Here is a 14854-nt window from a genome sequence, read left to right as displayed (position 1 = left end):
GCCGTAGCGAGTTCTCGCGATTCACCTGCTGACCGACTTAGGAGACATACCGTGACATCGGCTGTGACCATTCCCAGGCACGGGGGCACTGGAGGGCGAACGGCCGTTGCCGCGCGGGCGCGGCAGGTCGTCAAGGCGTACGGGTCCGGGGAGACCCGGGTCGTCGCTCTGGACCATGTCGACGTGGACATCGCGCGTGGCCAGTTCACCGCGATCATGGGCCCCTCGGGCTCCGGCAAGTCCACGCTCATGCACTGCCTCGCCGGGCTCGACACCGTCACCAGCGGCCAGATCTACCTCGACGACACCGAGATCACCGGCCTGAAGGACAAGAAGCTCACGCGGCTGCGCCGGGACCGGATCGGCTTCATCTTCCAGGCGTTCAACCTGCTGCCGACGCTCAACGCCCTCGAGAACATCACGCTGCCCATGGACATAGCGGGCCGCAAGCCGGACAAGCAGTGGCTCGGGCGCGTGGTCGACACCGTCGGTCTGTCAGACCGGCTCAAGCACCGGCCCACCCAGCTCTCCGGCGGCCAGCAGCAGCGCGTCGCCGTCGCCCGCGCCCTCGCCGCCCGCCCGGAGATCATCTTCGGCGACGAGCCGACCGGAAACCTCGACTCGCGCGCGGGCGCCGAAGTGCTTGGCTTCCTGCGGCGGTCCGTGGACGAGCTCGGGCAGACCATCGTGATGGTCACCCACGACCCCGTCGCGGCCTCGTACGCGGACCGGGTGCTGTACCTCGCCGACGGGCGCATCGTCGACGAGATGTACAAGCCGACCGCCGACGCCGTCCTGGACCGCATGAAGGACTTCGACGCCCGGGGGCGTACGTCATGACCGTCCTGAAGACCTCCATGCGCAACTTCTTCGCGCACAAGGGGCGCATGGCCCTGTCGGCCGTGGCGGTGCTCCTGTCCGTCGCCTTCGTGTGCGGCACGCTCGTGTTCACCGACACGATGAACACCACCTTCGACAAGCTCTTCGCGGTCACGTCGTCCGACGTCACGGTCAGCTCCAAGGACGCCGAGGACGAGGACGACGGCGCCGGCACCGGCAAGCCCGCCTCGCTGCCCGCCTCGACCGTCGAGCAGGTCGCGGCCGTCGACGGCGTCAAGAAGGCGGAGGGCGCGGTCGCCTCGACGAGCGTGACCGTCGTCAACTCCGAGAACAAGAACATGGGTTCCTCCACCGGCGCTCCCACCTTCGCCGGCAACTGGACCCGCAACGACCTGAAGTCCATGGAGATCACCTCCGGGCACGCCCCGCGCGGGCCCACCGAGGTCATGGTCGACGCGGACACCGCCGACAAGCACGACCTGAAGCTCGGCGACGAACTGCGCACCATCGCCGCCACCGGCGACATCCGCGCGCGGATCGTCGGCATCGCCTCCTGGAAGGTCACCAACCCCGGCGCGGCCGTCGTCTACTTCGACACCGAGACCGCCCAGCGCGCCCTGCTCGGCGCCACCGGACGGTTCACGCAGGTCTCCGTCACGGCGGCGGACGGCGTGAGCGACGCGCAGCTCAAGAAGAACGTCGCCGAGGCGCTGAACGGCGCGTCCAACGGCGCGTCCGATGGCGCGTACAAGATCCAGACGGCCAAGGAGACCGCCGACGAGAACCGCAAGGACGTCGGCGAGTTCATGAACGTCATGAAGTACGCCATGCTCGGCTTCGCCGGGATCGCGTTCCTGGTCGGCATCTTCCTGATCATCAACACCTTCTCGATGCTGGTCGCCCAGCGCACCCGCGAGATCGGCCTCATGCGGGCGATCGGCTCCTCACGCCGACAGGTCAACCGGTCGGTGCTGGTGGAGGCGCTGCTGCTCGGCTTCGTCGGGTCGGTACTCGGCGTCGGCGCCGGAGTCGGCATCGCGATCGGCCTCATGAAGCTCATGTCGATGGCCGGCATGAACCTCTCCACCGACGACCTGACGATCAAGGTGACGACCCCTGTCGTCGGCCTCGTCCTCGGCGTCGTGGTGACGGTGCTGGCGGCCTACCTGCCCGCCCGCCGGGCCGGCAAGGTCTCCCCGATGGCCGCCCTGCGCGACGCCGGCACGCCGGCCGACGGCAAGGCGGGCTGGATACGCGGCCTGATCGGCCTGACGCTGACCGGCGCGGGCGCCCTCGCCCTCTACGCGGCGGCCACGGCCGACAAGGCGCGCGAGGGTTCGCTGATGCTGGGCGGCGGCGTGGTGCTGACCCTGATCGGCTTCGTGGTCATCGGCCCGCTGCTCGCGGGCGGCGTGGTCCGGGTGATCAGCGCGGTGCTCCTGCGGGCCTTCGGCCCGGTCGGCCGCATGGCCGAGCGCAACGCCCTGCGCAACCCGCGCCGCACCGGCGCCACGGGCGCCGCCCTGATGATCGGCCTCGCGCTGGTGGCCTGCCTGTCGGTGGTCGGCTCCTCGATGGTCGCCTCGGCGACGAGCGAGCTGGACAAGTCGGTGGGCGCGGACTTCATCGTCATGCGCGGCCAGCAGATGATCGTCGCCGACGCCGAGAAGGCGATGCGGCAGACCCCGGGCCTGGAGCACGTCACCCGCTCCAAGGACGTCGGCGCCACGCTGACCTCCCCGGACGGCAAGACCGATGACACCGGCGTCACGGCCGCCGACCCGACGTACGCCGAGGACCTGCGCCGTACGACCACGGAGGGCACCCTGTCCGCCGCCTACGGCAAGGACGCCATGTCGGTCGGCTCCGACTACGCCACCAAGCACGGCGTGCACGTCGGCGACACCATCAGCGTCGCCTTCAAGGGCGGCGAGACGGCGAAACTGAAGGTCGCGGCCATCACGGACGACGACACCTCCTTCGACCAGGGCGCGCGCTACATCAGCATCGAGACGCTGCAGAAGTACCTCCCCGCCGACCGGATCCCGCAGAGCCAGATGCTGCTCGGCAAGGCGAAGGAAGGCCAGGAGGAGGCGGCGTACGCGGCCCTGAAGAAGTCGCTGCACGACTACCCGCAGTACCCGGTGCGCGACCAGACCGACTACAAGCAGGAGCTCAAGGACCAGATGGGCCAGCTCCTGAACATGATCTACGGTCTGCTGGCCCTGGCGATCATCGTCGCGGTCCTGGGTGTCGTGAACACCCTGGCCCTGTCGGTGGTCGAGCGGACGAGGGAGATCGGCCTGCTGCGCGCGATCGGCCTCTCCCGCCGCCAGCTGCGCCGCATGATCCGCATGGAGTCGGTCGTGATCGCCCTGTTCGGCGCCCTCCTGGGCCTGGGGCTGGGCATGGGCTGGGGCGCGACGGCCCACAAGCTGCTGGCCCTGGAGGGCATGAACGTCCTCGACATCCCCTGGCCGACGATCATCGGGGTCTTCATCGGCTCGGCGTTCGTGGGGCTGTTCGCGGCACTGATCCCGGCGTTCCGGGCGGGCCGGATGAACGTACTGAACGCGATTGCGACCGAATAGCGGCCGAAGCGACCGTGTAGCGGCCGAAGCGACCGTGTAGCGGCTGAACAGCCACCAAATAGCCACCGCACACGGGGGTTGCGGGGGACGGGCCCGGTCCGGGGGGAACACCTTCCGGACCGGGCCCCCAGTCATGACTGGCTCTGCCGCTTGAGGAGTACGACCCCGTAGGCGGTGCCGTGGACGGTGTACAGGGCGTCGGGGTGCAGGGCCTTGGCGTACGCCTCGACGTCGCGGTAGCGCTTGCGGGAGTTGTCGAGGGCGATGAAGTCGGGGTTGATGCCGCGCGTGTTGGTGATCCAGAAGACGCGGCAACGCGAGGTGAGCCGGCTGATCGGAGCGATGTTCGCCTCGACGGAGGCCCCGTCCGGCACCTCCGCCAGCAGCCGCTCGATGGCGCTCACGCGCGCGGGCTTGCGGTAGATCTCGCTCTCGGTCAGGGCGGACAGCGGCAGCGAGGTGGTCAGCGCGAGGGACGCGGCGGCGACGGCGGCGGGCACGTGTCGGGCGTAGGACCGCAGCCACGCGCGCGTGCTGTGCCGGGCGCTGTCGAGGGCGTCCACGAGGGCGAACGTGACGACGGGCATCAGCACGGCGCTGTAGTGCCAGTCGGTGCCCCAGTACTCCGAGTAGGAGGAGACGAACCGCCACCCCAGGGTGGGCAGGGCGATGAGCAGGATCGGGGACCGCAGGGCGAGCAGCCCGGTGGTGGGGATGAGCAGCCAGCCGAGCGTGCGGAGCTTGGTGTCGAGGCCGTCGAAGGGTCCGCCGCCGTCGCCCGACTCGCTGACCTTGTTCCAGTAGTCGTAGGTGCCCGCCGTGTTGAAGCTCGGTATGACGAGCAGGAGGGTGACGGCGACGGCCACCACGCCGAGGACGGCGACGCCGATCGCGTACCGGGCGGCGCGCGGTGAGCTCTCCTTGGCCTTCAGGGCGACGACCAGGGCGAGGACGGCGAGCGTCATCCCCAGGTCCTCCTTCACGAGGACGAGGGGCAGCGCCCACAGCAGGGCGGCACGATGGCGCCGGGCGAGCAGCGCCTCCAGGCTGAAGGCGATCAGCGGTACGGCGAAACAGATCTCGTGGAAGTCGAAGTCGACGGCCTGCTGCAGCCCCCACGACAGCCCGTACGTGACGCCGATCGCGAGCCCGCGCGGGCGCCCGAGCAGGCGGGCGGCCGCGCGGGTCACCGGAACGGCGGACAGGGCGAACAGCGCGGCCTGGGCGAGGAGCAGCGTGACCGGTGAGGGGAAGAGGCGGTAGACAGGCGCGAGGAGCGCGGTGACCGGGCTGAAGTGATCGCCCAGGATGTTGAAGCCCGGTGCCTTGAGGTCGGCCACGGGGGCCTGCAGATGCGCGTACGAGCGGATGACCTGCTCGAATATGCCGAGATCCCAGGACCGCTGCCCCAGATGCCGATAACGCCCGACGGAGACGACCGCGTAGCCGACGAAGAGCGCCGCGGCGAGCAGCCACGGATCGCGCCGGGCCGCGTCGCGCCGCCGCCGCTCGGTCTCCGAGGACGGGGGTGTCGCCGGCGCCGGTATGTGGGGGTCGGAGGACGTGTTCGGCGCCGCGGAGGGTGTGGGGGTGGGCATGAGGGGACCTTACGCGGTGTACATGTTTGGCCTGTAGTCGCCCGGTTTTCTTCGCCCCCGCCGCCCCTACCCGTCCCGTCCCCGGGGGCTGCCGCCCCCGGACCCCCGCTTCGGCCCTGAACGGGCCTCGTCCTCAAACGCCGGACGGGCTGAATTCAGCCCCTCCGGCGTTTGAGGAGCGGGGTCTGGGGCGGAGCCCCAGAAGGACGGGACGGGTAGGGGCGGCGGGGGCGAGAAAAGGCGAGGCCCGCCGCAGTGCCGCCCCCGTATCAGAGAACCCGACGTTGTCCACAGCCCCCGGCACCCGCCCCCGCAGCGACGTACGCTGGAACCCCCGGCCCGTACCACGCGTCGGGCCCTTCGTGTTGCCCACCCTGGACGGAAAGCGCCCCCGAATGAGCCTGCACGGTCTGCTCGACGCCGTAGTCAAGGACACCGCCCTCGCGGAAGCGATCACGGCGGCCGCAGACGGCAACCGCATGCACGTCGACCTGGTCGGCCCCCCGGCGGCCCGCCCGTTCGCGGTCGCCGCCCTCGCCCGCGACACCGGCCGCCCGGTCCTCGCGGTGACGGCGACGGGCCGGGAGGCCGAGGACCTGGCGGCGGCCCTGCGCTCCCTCCTCCCCCCGGAGGGCGTCGTGGAGTACCCGTCCTGGGAGACCCTCCCGCACGAGCGCCTCAGCCCCCGCAGCGACACCGTGGGACGACGGCTCGCGGTACTCCGCCGCCTGGCCCACCCTCGCCCGGACGACCCCGAGACGGGCCCGGTCTCCGTCGTCGTGGCACCGGTCCGCTCCGTCCTGCAGCCCCAGGTCAAGGGTCTCGGCGACCTCGAACCGGTGGCTCTGAAGACCGGACAGACGGCCGACCTCAACACCATCGTCGAGGACCTCGCCGCCGCCGCGTACGCGCGCGTGGAGCTCGTCGAGAAGCGCGGCGAGTTCGCCGTCCGAGGCGGCATCCTGGACGTCTTCCCGCCCACCGAGGAACACCCCCTGCGCGTCGAGTTCTGGGGCGACGACGTCGAGGAGATCCGCTACTTCAAGGTCGCCGACCAGCGTTCCCTGGAGGTCGCCGAGCACGGCCTGTGGGCCCCGCCCTGCCGCGAGCTCCTCCTCACCGACGACGTACGCGCACGCGCGCGTGCCCTCGCCGAACAGCACCCCGAGCTCGGCGAACTCCTGGGCAAGATCGCCGAGGGCATCGCGGTGGAGGGCATGGAGTCCCTCGCCCCCGTCCTCGTCGACGACATGGAGCTGCTGCTCGACGTCCTGCCCAAGGGCGCCATGGCCGTCGTGTGCGACCCGGAGCGGGTACGCACGCGTGCCGCCGATCTCGTGGCCACCTCGCAGGAGTTCCTGCAGGCCTCCTGGGCCGCGACGGCCGGCGGCGGCGAGGCGCCCATCGACGTCGGCGCGGCCTCGCTGTGGTCCATCGCGGACGTCCGCGACCGCGCTCGCGAGCTGGACATGTTGTGGTGGTCGGTCTCGCCGTTCGCGGCCGACGAGACGCTCGACGCCGACACCCTCAAGCTCGGCATGCACGCCCCCGAGTCCTACCGTGGCGACACCGCCAGGGCCCTCGCCGACACCAAGGGCTGGCTCGCCGAGGGCTGGCGCACGGTCTTCGTGACCGAGGCCCACGGCCCGGCGGCCCGCACGGTCGAGGTGCTCGGCGGCGAGGGCGTCGCGGCGCGCCTGGAGGCGGACCTGGGCGAGATCTCCCCGTCCGTCGTGCACGTGGCGTGCGGCTCGATCGACTACGGCTTCGTCGACCCCCTGCTCAAGCTGGCCGTCCTGACCGAGACCGACCTCACCGGGCAGAAAGCCGCCGGCAAGGACGGCGCCCGGATGCCGGCCCGCCGCCGCAAGACCATCGACCCGCTCACCCTGGAGACGGGCGACTACATCGTCCACGAGCAGCACGGCGTGGGCCGCTACATCGAGATGGTGCAGCGCACCGTCCAGGCCGCCACGCGCGAGTACCTCGTCGTCGAGTACGCCCCCGCCAAGCGCGGCCAGCCCGGCGACCGGCTGTACATCCCCACCGACCAGCTGGAGCAGATCACCAAGTACGTCGGCGGCGAGGCGCCCACCCTGCACCGGCTGGGCGGCGCCGACTGGACGAAGACCAAGGCGCGGGCCAAGAAGGCCGTCAAGGAGATCGCGGCCGACCTGATCAAGCTCTACAGCGCGCGCATGGCGGCCCCGGGACACGCCTTCGGCCCGGACACGCCCTGGCAGCGCGAGCTGGAGGACGCCTTCCCGTACGCCGAGACGCCCGACCAGCTGACGACCATCGCCGAGGTCAAGGAGGACATGGAGAAGTCGGTCCCGATGGACCGCCTGATCTGCGGCGACGTCGGCTACGGCAAGACGGAGATCGCGGTCCGCGCCGCCTTCAAGGCGGTCCAGGACGGCAAGCAGGTGGCCGTACTCGTCCCCACGACCCTCCTGGTGCAGCAGCACTTCGGGACGTTCTCCGAGCGCTACTCGCAGTTCCCGGTGAACACCCGGGCCCTGTCCCGCTTCCAGACCGACACGGAGGCGAAGGCGGTCCTGGAGGGCCTGAAGGACGGCGCGGTGGACATCGTCATCGGCACGCACCGCCTGTTCTCGTCGGAGACCAAGTTCAAGGACCTCGGCCTGGTCATCGTCGACGAGGAGCAGCGCTTCGGCGTCGAGCACAAGGAGCAGCTGAAGAAGCTGCGCGCGAACGTCGACGTCCTGACGATGTCCGCGACCCCGATCCCGAGGACCCTGGAGATGGCGGTCACGGGCATCCGGGAGATGTCGACGATCACGACCCCGCCCGAGGAGCGCCACCCGGTCCTGACCTTCGTCGGCCCGTACGAGGAGAAGCAGATCGGCGCCGCGATCCGCCGCGAACTGCTGCGCGAGGGCCAGGTCTTCTACATCCACAACCGGGTCGAGTCGATCGACCGGGCGGCCGCGCGCCTGCGCGAGATCGTCCCCGAGGCACGCATCGCGACGGCCCACGGCCAGATGTCCGAGCAGGCCCTGGAGCAGGTGGTCGTCGACTTCTGGGAGAAGAAGTTCGACGTCCTCGTCTCGACCACGATCGTCGAGTCCGGCATCGACATCTCCAACGCCAACACCCTGATCGTGGAGCGCGGCGACAACTTCGGCCTGTCCCAGCTGCACCAGCTGCGCGGCCGTGTCGGGCGTGGGCGCGAGCGCGGGTACGCCTACTTCCTGTACCCGCCGGAGAAGCCCCTCACGGAGACGGCCCACGAGCGCCTCGCCACCATCGCCCAGCACACGGAGATGGGCGCGGGCATGTACGTCGCCATGAAGGACCTGGAGATCCGTGGCGCCGGCAACCTGCTGGGCGGCGAGCAGTCCGGCCACATCGCGGGCGTCGGCTTCGACCTGTACGTCCGTATGGTCGGCGAGGCGGTCGCGGACTACCGCGCCTCGCTGGAGGGCGGCGTCGAGGAGGAGCCGCCGCTCGAGGTCAAGATCGAGCTCCCCGTCGACGCACACGTCCCGCACGACTACGCGCCGGGCGAGCGGCTCCGGCTCCAGGCCTACCGCTCCATCGCCTCCGCCAACACGGAGGAGGACGTCAAGGCCGTACGAGAGGAACTCACCGACCGCTACGGCAAGTTGCCGGAGCCGGTCGAGAACCTCCTCCTGGTGGCGGGCCTGCGCATGCTGGCCCGCGCGTGCGGCGTCGGCGAGATCGTCCTGCAGGGCAACAACATCCGCTTCGCCCCGGTGGAGTTGCGAGAGTCGCAGGAGCTGCGCATCAAGCGGCTGTATCCGGGCTCCGTCATCAAGCCGGCGGTGCACCAGGTCCTGGTGCCGCGCCCGAAGACCGCGAAGGTGGGCGGGAAGCCGCTGGTCGGGCGGGAGTTGCTCGGGTGGGTCGGGGAGTTCCTGGCGTCGATTCTGGGGTCCTGACCGGGCCGTGGCCGGACTGGGTGCGGCACCCGCAGACGGTGCCGCACCCTCTGTCCCTACTCGCCCCGCACCTCGGTGTTCTGGCAGGCGTGCAGCAGCCATCTGCCGTCGTCCTGCTTCGTCATGACGTACAGCGGGGCGCCCTCCGTGTCGCCCGCCGGTGAGTGGTAGACCTGCCGCACCTTGACGGCCGCCACGTCGGGCCGCAGGAACTGCGTGTGCGCCACCTCGTAGGTGACCTCGCCGTCCCAGGTGGCGGTGGGCAGCACGGCACGGGTGAACTCGGCGATGGCGTCGAAGCCGATGAGGACCTTGCCGTGGGCGGTCGTCCACAGGGAGTCGGGGTGGAAGAGGGCGAGGAAGCCGTCGGGGTCCTTGGCGCGCTGGGTGCGTTCGACGTCGGCGACGACCTGGGCGATGGCCTTCAGGTCGGCCGCTTCGGAAGTGTTGATGTCCGCGGTTTCGGTGGTCATGGCGACCACTCTGGTACCTCGAGCGGACTTGAGGTCAAGTGTTGCGCGAGAAGCCGCCCGCGGAAGGAGTGACTCCGCGGACGGCCGCCGTTCTCAAGGTGGTTCAGCGAAAGCGGGCTCGTGGTCCTCCGTGGGTCTTCGGCCTTACGGCTGGTCGGGCCTGTCGCGGTCCATGCCGAGTCCGCGCTCCATCCGCTGCTGCGCGTCGTCGACCTGGCTCTCGTACTTGTTGCCCGTCTTCTCGTTGGCCTTCCGCTCCCCGGCGTCGGACATGTCCCTGGCCTTGTCCTGCGCGTGGCGGTTCTTGAACCTGTCGAAGATGCCCATCCAGAGCTCCTTCCGGAGATGATTCACCACCGACGATACGCCCGGGTTGTGAAGTATGCGCGGTTGGCCCATGGGTGGTCTGGACCTCCGGTGCGAGCCGCCTGAATGCCGCCGTGTGCCGGGTCGCTACCGTGTTCGCCGTCGTCGCTACCGTGTTCGTGACGGCGTACCAGGGAAAACCGCCTCTGCGGGGCGGAACGGGCTGCAAGGGGAGGGGCGCATCGTGATGCGTCTGAGGGGCGGGGCGGCGAGCGCCGCGGCGATGCTCGGCATGGTGCTGGTACTGGCGGGGTGCGAGAACGTCGACCTGTCCGGGGACGGCGGGCCCTCCGGCTCCGTCCCCGCCACGGGTTCCGGCCGCGCCACCAGCCCGCTCGACAACCCCGACGGCACGAAACCGGGGCTCGCGCCCCTCACCTCCGACGCCGACCGGGCCGAGGCACGGGACCTGATCGAGAAGGTGGCGACGAAGGGCCGCGGTCCCCGAACGGGCTACGACCGGGACAAGTTCGGCTACGCCTGGATGGACTCCGCCCCGGGCGGCATCCCGTTCGCCCGCAACGGCTGCGACACCCGCAACGACCTCCTCAAGCGCGACGGCGAGGACCTCCGCTTCCGCTCCGGCTCGGACTGCGTCGTCAGCTCCATGACCCTGCGCGACCCGTACACGGGCCGGACGATCGACTGGGCCAAGTCCCGCGCCACGACCGTACAGATCGACCACGTGATGCCGTTGTCGTACGACTGGCAGATGGGCGCCTCCCGCTGGCCGAAGGGCAAGCGGCAGGACATCGCCAACGACCCCCTCAATCTCATGCCGGTCGACGGCCCGACCAACGGCTCCAAGGGCGACTCCGGCCCCGCGTCCTGGCTGCCCCCGAACAAGGGGATCCGCTGCTCGTACGCGGTGCGCTTCGCCCAGGTGTCGCTGAAGTACGAACTGCCGGTGACGGCCGCCGACAAGGAGACGATGCTGCGCCAGTGCGGGGGATGACCCGCGGCCCGGCGCGCGCCGGGGCGTCGGGGGCGTCGAAAACGGCTTTCCGGCGTAGCCGTCCCGTGTCTACGGTGCCGGTCATGGAGCTGAAGGTATCGACCCTCGCCGAGCGCCCCGAGATGCTCGAGCGCGTCGTCGGCATGGCCGACACATGGCCGCAGTTCGTGGTCCAGGACCTCGTGGGCAACGCCCACTACGGCCGGATCGCCCACGAACTCCCGCAGTACGTGCAGTTCGCCGAGGACGAGCGGGGCGAGGTCGTCGCCCATGCCTACAGCGTGCCGTTCGCGCTCGCCGCGGAGGGCCGCGGCCGGCTGCCCGGGCGCGGTTGGGACCAGGTGCTGGTGTGGGCCTTCGCCGACCTGCGCGGCGGCGTCCGGCCCGACACGGTCAGCGCCATCTCCGTCGTCATCGCCCCGCACGCCCAGGGCGGCGGCCTGTCTGCCCGGATGCTCTCCGCGATGCGCGACAACGCCCGGGCCCACGGCTTCGGCGAGGTCGTCGCCCCGGTCCGCCCCAACGCCAAGCACCTCGAACCGCACACCCCCATCGAGGAGTACGCCCGTCGCGTACGCCCCGACGGCCTGCCCCACGACCCGTGGCTGCGCGTCCACGCCCGCGCCGGCGCCACCATCGACTCCGTCGCCCCGGCCTCCATGACCGTCGCCGGCTCCCTGGAGCAGTGGCGCGAGTGGACCGGCCTGCCCTTCGACACCGCGGGCGACATCGAGGTCCCCGGCGCGCTGGTGCCGGTGCGGTGCGAGCCGGAGCGGGACCACGCGGTGTATGTCGAGCCCAACGTGTGGATGCGGCACCCGCTGTGAGCCGGCCCGGGGCGCGCGTCGAGTGGTTCGCGTCGCGCCCCGAGCCGTGAGGGATGCCGTACGCCGATACGGGTCTTCGGCCGTGCCGTGCGAGTCGGCCGGGTCAGCCGGACTTCTTCCAGTCCTGGCAGCCGGTCGTCTTGAAGTACCCGTCCGAGGCGTTGACGGTGACGACGGCCGTACCGGTCACGTTGTTGTTCGCGATGATCGAGTCGATGCCGTGCTCGGCGTCCTTGGTGCGCTCCCAGTAGCAGGAGTCGTCCGTGTTGCCGGTGGACTTGTAGGTGCCCGGGGCGATGTCGACGCCGACCCTGAACATGCCGCCCTCGCCGGCCATCGCCGAGGCGGGGGAGCCCTTCGCCTTCTCGTCGACGGCCTCCCAGTCCTTGCAGCCGCTCGACGTGAACAGTTTGTCGGTGGCCTTGAGGGTGACGTAGCTCGTGCCGGTCACGTTGTCGTTGGCCAGTAGCGAGTCCATCTCGCCGGAGGAGTCCTTGGCCCGCTCCCAGTAGCACATGCCATCCGTGTTGCCCGTGGTGCGGTAGGTGCCGGGCTTGACGTCCGTACCGACCTGGAAGTCACCGTCCCCCGCGAACGCGGTCCTCTTCTCGGCGACTTCGGCCGTGTCCTCGTCCCCCCGCTCGCCGCCGTCCTTGCGCTCCGCGGACGCCGAAGAGCCCTGGTCGCCGCTGCCGGAGTCGCCGTCGCCACCGCTTCCGGCGTTCGCCGACACGGCGCCGATGACCACGATCCCCACGACGGCCCCCAGCGCGATCCTGCCCTTCATGCCCATGGCTCTGTTCCCCTCCCCGAGCACGGCGACCGCCGCCGATCGGCAGTCGCTCGTTCGCTGGGTCAATAAGAGCAGTGCGTGTGAACCGAGTCAACACGGTTCACGAAAAATCGTGTGTACACGGTCGTGAATGAGTGGCTCTTGTGTGCGTCGGTATGCTCGGCGTCACACGCGAACGCGCGGGGACGACGAGGGGAGCGGGCGGGTGCGGCAGGACAACGCGACAGAGGTGACCGCGGCCGGGATCGCCCGGCTCGCCGGCGTGGGGCGTGCTGCCGTGAGTAACTGGCGCCGCCGGCACGCCGATTTCCCCAAGCCGGTCGGCGGCACCGAGACCAGCCCCTCCTTCGCCCTCGCCGAAGTCGAGGCCTGGCTGCGCAACCAGGGCAAACTGGCCGAGGTCCCCCTGCGGGAACGCGTCTGGCAGCAGCTCGCCGGACATCCCGAGGGCCCGGTCACCGCCCTGATCCACGCCGGCTGTGTCCTCCTGCTCATCCATGACCGGCCCACCGTCTGGCTGGAGGTCGGCGCCGGTTCCGACGAGCGGCTCGCCGCGACGCTGCCCGGTGCGCTGGAACAGGTGCTCGCGCCGAGGCTGGGTGTGAACACCCCGGCCCATGTGAACACCCCGTCCGCTGCAGCCGCGTCGCCGACCGTTCACGGCACGCCCACCTCGCCGGCCACGCCACCGGCCACCCCCGCCGTCCGCCTCCCCACCGCCCCCGAGCTCCTCCCCTCCGCCCCCCTCCTGCGCGGCACCGCCGAACTGGCCGCGGAACTCGGCGCCCGCCAGACCTTCGAGTTCCTGCTCGGCCGGCACCTCGACGCCAACCCGCGCCAGTACACGCTCACCCCCGCCGAACTCGCCCGTCTCATGGCCGACCTGGCCGAGCTGTCGGGCCCCGCCCGCACCGTCCTCGACCCGGCCTGCGGCACCGGCGCCCTGCTGCGTGCCGTCACCCCCCGTCCCGACCAGGAGCTCTACGCCCAGGACAGCACCCCCGAACTCGCCGCGCTCACCGCGCTCCGGCTCGCCCTGCAGACGGGTGCCGCGGTGAGCGGCGCCGTCGGTGACACCCTGCGGGCCGACGCCCACCCCGGGCTGCGCGCCCACGCCGTGCTGTGCCACCCGCCGTTCAACGAGCGCAACTGGGGGCACGACGAACTGGCCTACGACCCCCGTTGGGAGTTCGGCTTCCCGGCCCGCAACGAGTCCGAGCTGGCCTGGGTGCAGCACGCGCTCGCCCGCCTCAGGGACGGCGGCACCGCCGTCCTGCTCATGCCGCCCGCCGCCGCCTCCCGCCGCTCCGGCCGCCGCATCCGCGCCGACCTGCTGCGGCGCGGTGCGCTGCGTGCCGTCATCGCCCTGCCGGTCGGCGCGGCACCGCCGTACAACATCCCGCTCCACCTGTGGGTGCTGCGCCGGCCCGACCGGGCGCCGGGGCAGCCCGAGGTGCTGCTCGCCGACGTGGGACGGTTCGCCGGTGAGGGGCGGGGCGGGCCGGACTGGCAGGCGGTGCGGGACGCCGTCCTCGACGCCTGGCGCGTCCACGACCGCACCGGCTCGCTCGACGAACGCCCGGGCCTGGCCCGCTCGTTGCCCGTCATCGAGCTCCTCGACGACGACGTGGACCTCGCCCCCGCCCGTCATCTCCCGCCCCCCACGGCCGCCGACGGCGCCGAACAGCTCACGGCCGTGCGCGAGCGCCTCGGCGAGACCCTGCGCCTGACCGCCGACCTCACCCCGCCGCCCGCCGACGCCGCCCAGCCCGCCCGCTGGCCGCTCACCACCCTCGGCGAACTCGCGCGCGGGGGCGGTCTGATGGTGCGGACCGGCGGACACGGCGGCCACGCGCGCGTGCCCGTTCTCACCGACCATGACGTGCTCGCCGGAACGGGCCCGTCCGGGACCCTGCCCGAGAGCGACGAGGAAGCGGTGCTGACCGAACCCGGCGACGTCGTCGTGCCGGTCGTCGGCGGCGGCTCCATCGCGCGCGTGATCGACGACGCGACCGGCGGCGCCGCCCTGGGCCGCAACCTCGTGCTGCTGCGCCCCGATCCCACGGCGCTCGACCCCTGGTTCCTCGCCGGCTTCCTGCGCGGCACCGCCAACAACCGCCAGGCCAGCAGCTACGCCTCCACCGCCACCCGCCTCGACGTGCGCCGCCTCCAGCTGCCCCGGCTCCCGCTGGACGAACAACGGCGCTACGGCGCCCGCTTCCGCGCACTCGACGAGTTCGAACGGGCGCTCCGGCACGCGGGCCGACTCGGGGAACAACTGGTGCGCGGCATGTACGACGGCCTGACGGACGGGACCGTCGCGCCCGACTGATCCGGCGGCCGAGCCGCTGATCCGGAGGCGCTGACTCCGCCTGATCTGCGCCGTCGTGCGACGTGATCAGCACGACAACGGTTCGGTACAACCGGTGACCGTATGTCGGTGTCCACCTATACGCTCGAAGCGACAATCGCATGACCGAGGTTG

Annotated in this window: 10 protein-coding genes; 6 read left to right on the top strand and 4 right to left on the bottom strand. The window is 71.3% G+C overall.

The window, feature by feature from the left end:
- The first annotated feature begins 51 nt into the window (after positions 1-51).
- Together EJ357_RS18780 and EJ357_RS18775 are read left to right on the top strand one after the other, a co-directional pair.
- Entirely contained in the window at positions 52-840 is a 789-nt protein-coding gene (locus EJ357_RS18780) for an ABC transporter ATP-binding protein (RefSeq protein ID WP_126392773.1), read from the top strand.
- Complete coding sequence (locus EJ357_RS18775; RefSeq protein ID WP_126392772.1) at positions 837-3431, top strand: ABC transporter permease; 2595 nt, start codon at positions 837-839, stop codon at positions 3429-3431. Before EJ357_RS18780 ends, EJ357_RS18775 begins: the two co-directional genes overlap by 4 nt.
- Before the next feature lie 131 nt (positions 3432-3562).
- On the opposite strand, the gene EJ357_RS18770 is transcribed toward EJ357_RS18775, so the two are convergent.
- Entirely contained in the window at positions 3563-5029 is a 1467-nt protein-coding gene (locus EJ357_RS18770; protein ID WP_126392771.1) for a DUF2079 domain-containing protein, read from the bottom strand.
- Between the two features lie 395 nt (positions 5030-5424).
- Between EJ357_RS18770 and mfd the strand changes: the two genes are divergently transcribed.
- Positions 5425-8955, top strand: a complete 3531-nt coding sequence (mfd, locus tag EJ357_RS18760; protein ID WP_126392770.1) for a transcription-repair coupling factor — start codon at positions 5425-5427, stop codon at positions 8953-8955.
- Between the two features lie 56 nt (positions 8956-9011).
- On the opposite strand, the gene EJ357_RS18755 is transcribed toward mfd, so the two are convergent.
- Positions 9012-9428 carry an SgcJ/EcaC family oxidoreductase gene (locus tag EJ357_RS18755; RefSeq protein WP_126392769.1) on the bottom strand — a complete coding sequence of 139 codons (417 nt, stop codon included), beginning with the start codon at positions 9426-9428 and terminating at the stop codon, positions 9012-9014.
- Positions 9429-9572: 144 nt separating this feature from the next.
- On the bottom strand, positions 9573-9755 hold the full coding sequence (locus EJ357_RS18750) for an Rv0909 family putative TA system antitoxin (RefSeq protein WP_126392768.1): 183 nt from the start codon (positions 9753-9755) through the stop codon (positions 9573-9575).
- Positions 9756-9981: 226 nt separating this feature from the next.
- Here EJ357_RS18750 and EJ357_RS18745 point away from each other — a divergent pair, with 226 nt between their 5' ends.
- Both EJ357_RS18745 and EJ357_RS18740 read left to right on the top strand, forming a co-directional pair.
- Complete coding sequence (locus EJ357_RS18745) at positions 9982-10749, top strand: HNH endonuclease family protein (protein ID WP_126399651.1); 768 nt, start codon at positions 9982-9984, stop codon at positions 10747-10749.
- Between the two features lie 83 nt (positions 10750-10832).
- Positions 10833-11576: an N-acetyltransferase gene (locus tag EJ357_RS18740; RefSeq protein WP_175647436.1), complete on the top strand. Its 744-nt coding sequence runs from the start codon at positions 10833-10835 to the stop codon at positions 11574-11576.
- A gap of 103 nt (positions 11577-11679) precedes the next feature.
- Here EJ357_RS18740 and EJ357_RS18735 read toward each other — a convergent pair whose 3' ends face one another.
- Positions 11680-12369, bottom strand: a complete 690-nt coding sequence (locus EJ357_RS18735; RefSeq protein ID WP_126392767.1) for a hypothetical protein — start codon at positions 12367-12369, stop codon at positions 11680-11682.
- A 229-nt stretch (positions 12370-12598) separates the two neighbouring features.
- Here EJ357_RS18735 and EJ357_RS18730 point away from each other — a divergent pair, with 229 nt between their 5' ends.
- Complete coding sequence (locus tag EJ357_RS18730; protein WP_407698523.1) at positions 12599-14701, top strand: N-6 DNA methylase; 2103 nt, start codon at positions 12599-12601, stop codon at positions 14699-14701.
- Positions 14702-14854 lie beyond the last annotated feature (153 nt).

This window comes from Streptomyces cyaneochromogenes, assembly GCF_003963535.1.
GTDB classification, from domain to species: domain Bacteria; phylum Actinomycetota; class Actinomycetes; order Streptomycetales; family Streptomycetaceae; genus Streptomyces; species Streptomyces shaanxiensis.
This window is presented reverse-complemented; position numbering and strand designations above follow the sequence as displayed.